Below are 4,992 nucleotides of genomic sequence, written 5' to 3' on the forward strand. Positions count from 1 at the left end.
GACCACGGCACCGACTTCAAGCAGCGCTGGCGCGTGCTGCGCGAGCGCGTGCTCGCCATGAAGCGCATCTGGACCGAGGACGAGGCGGCCTTCGAGGGCGAATTCGTGCGCTTCGAGCCGCTCTGGTCGTGGCCGAAGCCGGTGCAGCGGCCGCACCCGCCCGTCCTGCTCGGCGGCCACGGCCGACGCGCCCTCCAGCGCGTCGTCGACTACTGCGACGGCTGGCTCCCGATCAGCGTGCGGGCCGGCGACCTCGAGGCCGGGATGGCGGAGCTCTCGTGGCTCGCGCGCGAGAAGGGCAGGGACCCGCGCAGCATCTCGGTGTCCGTCTACGGCGCGCCGATGGACGCGCCTGGGCTCGTGCGCCTGCGGGATATCGGCGTCGAGCGCGCCATCTTCGCGCTCCCCTCGGCGGAGGCCGACACGCTCCTGCCCCTCCTCGACCGCGCCGCCGGGATCGCGCGCCAGCTCGCGTAGCGGCGCGATGGACCTCCGGCTCGCGGGCAGGCGCGCGCTCGTCACCGGCTCGAGCGCGGGCATCGGAAAGGCGATCGCGGCCGCGCTCGCCACCGAGGGCGCCCGCGTCACCATCTGCGCCCGGCGCCCCGAGCGGCTCCGCGCGGCCGAGGCGGAGCTCCGCGCGTGCGGCGGCGATGTGCTCGCGGTGGCGGCCGACCTCGCGACCGAGGAGGGGGTGGACAGGGTGTGGCGCGCGCACTGCGAGGCCTGCGACGATGGCGCGGACATCCTGGTGAACAACGTGACCGGCGGGCCCTCGCCGCCCGATGTCCTCAGCGCCACCGACGCCGACTGGCTCGCGAGCTACACCATGAACCTGGTGGTGCACGTGCGCTTCATCCGCCGCGCGCTGCCCGGCATGCTCGAGCGCGGCTGGGGCCGCATCGTGAACGTCGCGTCCACCTCCGCCCGCCAGCCCGACGACCGGGCGCCGACCTACGGGCCGGCCAAGGCCGCGCTCGTGAACCTCTCGAAACAGCTCGCCAACGTGTACTCGGGCCGGGGCGTGCTCACGAACTGCGTCTGCCCCGGCATCACGCGCACCGAGGCGGCGATGCGGGCCGCCGTGCAGCGCACCGGCCGCACGGGGGACGACCCCCGGCGCGTCTTCGACGAGTACTTCGGCGCGCGCCGCCCGCTCCCCGCCGGCCGCTTCGGCGAGCCGGAGGACACGGGCGCGCTGGTGGCGCTCCTCTGCTCCGAGCTGGCCGCGTGGGTGACCGGCGCGTGCTTCGACATCGACGGCGGCTGGGTCAAGTCGATCATGTGAGGACGCTCCGCCTCCTCGAATCGATGCGCGACGTCCCGCGCGCGGCCTGGGACGCGCTCGGCGGCGGCGGCTCGCCCTTCCTCGAGTGGGACTGGCTCGCGCTCCTCGAGGACTCGGGCGCGGCCACCGCCGCGACCGGCTGGCTGCCGCGGCCGCTGACCCTCTGGGAGGGCGAGCGCCTCGTCGGGGCCTGCCCGCTCTACGTGAAGGGCCACAGCCTGGGCGAGTTCGTCTTCGACCAGAACTGGGCCGCCGCCGCGGCGCGCGCGCGCATTCCCTACTACCCGAAGCTGCTGGTCGCGGTCCCCTTCACGCCGGTGACGGGTGCGCGCTTCCTCGCCGCGCCGGGCGTGGACCGCGGCGAGGTCATCGCGACGCTCGCCGCGGCGCTCGAGCGCACCTGCGGCGAGCACGAGCTCTCGTCCGCGCACGTCACCTTCTGCCTCCCCGACGAGGTGGCGGCGCTCGAGGGGCGCGGCTGGCTCCCCCGCACGGGCTGGCAGTACCACTGGACGAACCCGGGATTCGCGTCCTTCGACGACTATCTGGCGAGCCTGCGCAGCAAGCGCCGCAACCAGGTCCGTCGCGAGCGGCGCGAGCTCGCCGCCGCGGGTGTCGAGATCGTCACCTACGTCGGCGACGACATCCCCGACGGGCTCTTCCCGCGCATGTTCGGGCTCTACCGCCGCACGATCGCGCAGCTCCCCTGGGGGCAGCAGTACCTGGACGAGCGCTTCTTCACGCTGGCGCGCGAGCGCGTGCGCGCGCGCCTCGTGTTCGTCGTCGCGCGGCAGGACGGCCGTGTGATCGCCGGCACCTTCAACGTCGCCAAGGGCGACACGCTCTACGGCCGCTACTGGGGCGCCGAGCGCACGGTCCGCCATCTCCACTTCAACGTCTGCTACTACGCGGGGATCGAGCACTGCATCGCGCGCGGGCTCAGGCGGTTCGAGCCGGGCGCGGGCGGCGAGTTCAAGCTCTGGCGCGGCTTCGACGCGACCGCGACCGCGAGCATGCACTGGCTCCGCGACCCGCGCCTCGCGGACGCCGTCGGCCGCTTTCTCGCCCAGGAGCGGCGCGCCGTCGCGCGCGAGATCGGGTGGCTCGGCGAGCGCAGCGCGCTCCGGCGCGACCGCCGGGGTCCCGCGGGCGACAGCTGAGCGGCGGCGGGCGGGCTGGTCCCGCTCCTGCAACCACGGCAAAACCGCAGCCCGGGAAAACTTGACGGCGGCGTGGCGAACCGTCTAGGCACGGCCATGCTCCGCGCGCTCCTGCTGGTCGCCGTCCTCGCCCCGGCTGCGCTCGCGGGCGAGACGGTGCGCACCGAGGCGGTGGGGCTGCGCTTTGCCGTGCCCACGGCGTGGACGCGAGTGCCGGCGCCCTCCGACGTGCGCGCCGCCCAGTGGCGGCTTCCCCGGGCCACGGGCGACGCCGAGGACGGGGAGGTGATCCTCTTCTTCTTCGGCGCCGGAAAGGGGGGCAGCGCGGCGGAGAACCTCGAGCGCTGGTACGCACAGCTCACGCCGGCCGACGGCCGCCCGGCGCGCGACGCGGCGGTGGTCACCATACGCACGGTGCACGCTCTCCGCGTCACCTCGGTCGACCTCGCGGGCGCCTACCGGGCCGCCCCGTCTGGCGCCCCGAAGCCCGGCTTCCACCTCCTCGCGGCCGCGATCGAAGGCCCCGGCGGGCCGTGGTTCCTGAAGGTCGTCGGCCCCGAGGCGACCGTCGCGCGCGCCAGGGACGGCTTCGAGGCGCTGCTCACCTCGCTCGAGGCGCACCGCTGAGAGTTTGTGAACGAATCCCCGGACCGAGCCGGGTGGCCGAGGCGCCCGCCGCGCAAGGCGCGACGACGAGTCATAGCCGAAGGCTATGGCGAGGAGGAGCAACGCCGCGCGGCGGGATGCAGCGGCCGCCCGGCGACGGGAGGGGATTCGTTTACAGACTCTGAGACCCCGGGCGCTCGTTGTGCTAGGGAGATCGACCTATGATCGTCGTGACCAACCGCATCCCCGTCGCCCGCGGCCATGAGATCGACTTCGAGGACCGCTTCAAGCGGCGCGTCCACCTCGTCGACCGCCATCCCGGGTTCGTCCGCAACGAGGTGCACCGCCCGCGGCCGATGAAGTTCGAGCACGAGCGCGGCACCTGGGCGGAGGACCCGGACGCGCAGGGCTACTACGAGGTGAAGACCTGGTGGCGGACCTTCGAGGACTTCGTCGCCTGGACCGAGAGCAAGGACTTCGCCGAAGCCCACTCGAGCCGCCCGCCGCGCGAGATGTTCAGCGGCCCGAACGTCCTCGAGGTGCACGAGGTGCTCAGCAGCACGGACCTGGACGTGGGCGCGCGCTGACGCTCAGGCCGGGTCGACGGGAGGAAGCCGGCGCCCTGAGTGGCGCGTAGCGGAACGTGAGCCCGTCGGCGGTTCGCGTCACTGTGTGTCAGGCTACGCGGTGACCCACTACCCGATTTATTCAAGCGGGACTCCCGGGAAGACGTGACGTCCATTGGCCGCTCGGGAGCGACGAAGCTGGTAGACTAGACAAGGGGAGCGGTCGCCGAGCGGGGAGAATCAGGCGAGTCGTGGGGTGATGGGGGTGGTGGGTAGGAGCGCCCGAACGTCCCGACGGGATTTGGGATCGAGGTCCGCTCCGCCCGCCGCAACGCGGTCCTGTGAAGCACGCCCGGTCGCGTTCGCGCGGGTCGGGCGGGGGAGCGAGGTGACATGAGAGACAATGGACTCTCCAGCGGCCCGGCCGCCGCTGGATCCAAGGCTCCGTCGCACCGATCGCGCGGAATACCGCTGCCGCCTGCCCCCGCGAAGAGACAGAAGCAGCAGCCCACCGATCGCGTCGACGAGACCAGGCTGCTCGAGGTGCTGACGGCGCTCAGGCACGGCAACTTCGCGCCCCGGCTCCCGCTCAAGTGGACGGGGGTGGGCGGTAAGGTGGCCGACACCGTCAACGAGATCATGGAGGCAAATCAGCGTCTGGCCCGCGAGCTCGAGCGCCTGGCCCGACTGGTCGGCAAGGAAGGCAAGATCGGCCACCGCGCGCCGATCGGGGATTTCACCGGCCTCTGGGCGTCGTCGGTGGAGTCCGTGAACACGCTGGTGGGCGACCTGGTCCACCCCACCAGCGAGATGGCTCGGGTCATCGGCGCGGTCGCCAAGGGCGATCTGACCCAGACCATGGCGCTCGACTTCGACGGACGGTCGCTGCAGGGCGAGTTCCTGCGCAGTGCCAAGACCGTCAACCGGATGGTCGAGCAGCTCGGCGCCTTCTCCTCCGAGGTGACGCGCGTCGTGCGCGAGGTGGGCACGGAGGGCAAGCTCGGCGGGCAGGCCAAGGTCGAAGGGGTGGCCGGCACGTTCAGGGACCTGACCGAGAGCGTGAACTTCATGGCCGCCAACCTGACTGGCCAGGTCCGCAACATCGCCGAGGTGACGACCGCGGTCGCGAGCGGCGACCTCTCGAAGAAGATCACGGTCGACGTGAAGGGCGAGATCCTCGAGCTCAAGAACACCATCAACACGATGGTCGATCAGCTCCGCTCCTTCGCGTCCGAGGTGACGCGCGTGGCACGCGAGGTGGGGACGGAGGGCAAGCTCGGCGGCCAGGCCGACGTGCGGGGCGTCGCCGGCACCTGGAAGGACCTGACCGACAGCGTGAACTTCATGGCCGCGAATCTGACCGCCCAGGTGC

Annotated in this window: 6 protein-coding genes; all 6 read left to right on the plus strand. The window is 72.6% G+C overall.

The features are described 5' to 3' along the window. A partial coding sequence (locus tag E6J59_06535; GenBank protein TMB21055.1) for an LLM class flavin-dependent oxidoreductase occupies positions 1–477 on the plus strand: 477 nt, incomplete at its 5' end. 7 nt (positions 478–484) lie between these two features. Continuing rightward, positions 485–1,288 (plus strand): SDR family NAD(P)-dependent oxidoreductase, encoded by an 804-nt coding sequence (locus E6J59_06540; GenBank protein ID TMB21056.1) that lies wholly within the window; start codon positions 485–487, stop codon positions 1,286–1,288. Between the two features lie 23 nt (positions 1,289–1,311). Further along, entirely contained in the window at positions 1,312–2,448 is a 1,137-nt protein-coding gene (locus E6J59_06545; GenBank protein TMB21059.1) for a GNAT family N-acetyltransferase, read from the plus strand. Between the two features lie 96 nt (positions 2,449–2,544). Beyond that, positions 2,545–3,075, plus strand: coding sequence for a hypothetical protein (locus E6J59_06550; GenBank protein TMB21057.1), 531 nt, complete (start codon positions 2,545–2,547; stop codon positions 3,073–3,075). A 200-nt stretch (positions 3,076–3,275) separates the two neighbouring features. Further along, positions 3,276–3,641 (plus strand): antibiotic biosynthesis monooxygenase, encoded by a 366-nt coding sequence (locus E6J59_06555; GenBank protein ID TMB21058.1) that lies wholly within the window; start codon positions 3,276–3,278, stop codon positions 3,639–3,641. Positions 3,642–4,091: 450 nt separating this feature from the next. Continuing rightward, a partial coding sequence (locus tag E6J59_06560) for a hybrid sensor histidine kinase/response regulator (protein ID TMB21060.1) occupies positions 4,092–4,992 on the plus strand: 901 nt, incomplete at its 3' end.

This window comes from Deltaproteobacteria bacterium, assembly GCA_005879795.1.
In the GTDB taxonomy this organism is placed as follows: domain Bacteria; phylum Desulfobacterota; class Binatia; order DP-6; family DP-6; genus DP-6.

Excerpts from the sequence above, each read along its gene's own strand:
- E6J59_06540 (TMB21056.1), top strand. The coding sequence starts at position 485 with ATGGACCTCCGGCTCGCGGGCAGGCGCGCGCTCGTCACCGGCTCGAGC.
- E6J59_06545 (TMB21059.1), top strand. The coding sequence starts at position 1,312 with ATGCGCGACGTCCCGCGCGCGGCCTGGGACGCGCTCGGCGGCGGCGGC.
- E6J59_06550 (TMB21057.1), top strand. The coding sequence starts at position 2,545 with ATGCTCCGCGCGCTCCTGCTGGTCGCCGTCCTCGCCCCGGCTGCGCTC.
- E6J59_06555 (TMB21058.1), top strand. The coding sequence starts at position 3,276 with ATGATCGTCGTGACCAACCGCATCCCCGTCGCCCGCGGCCATGAGATC.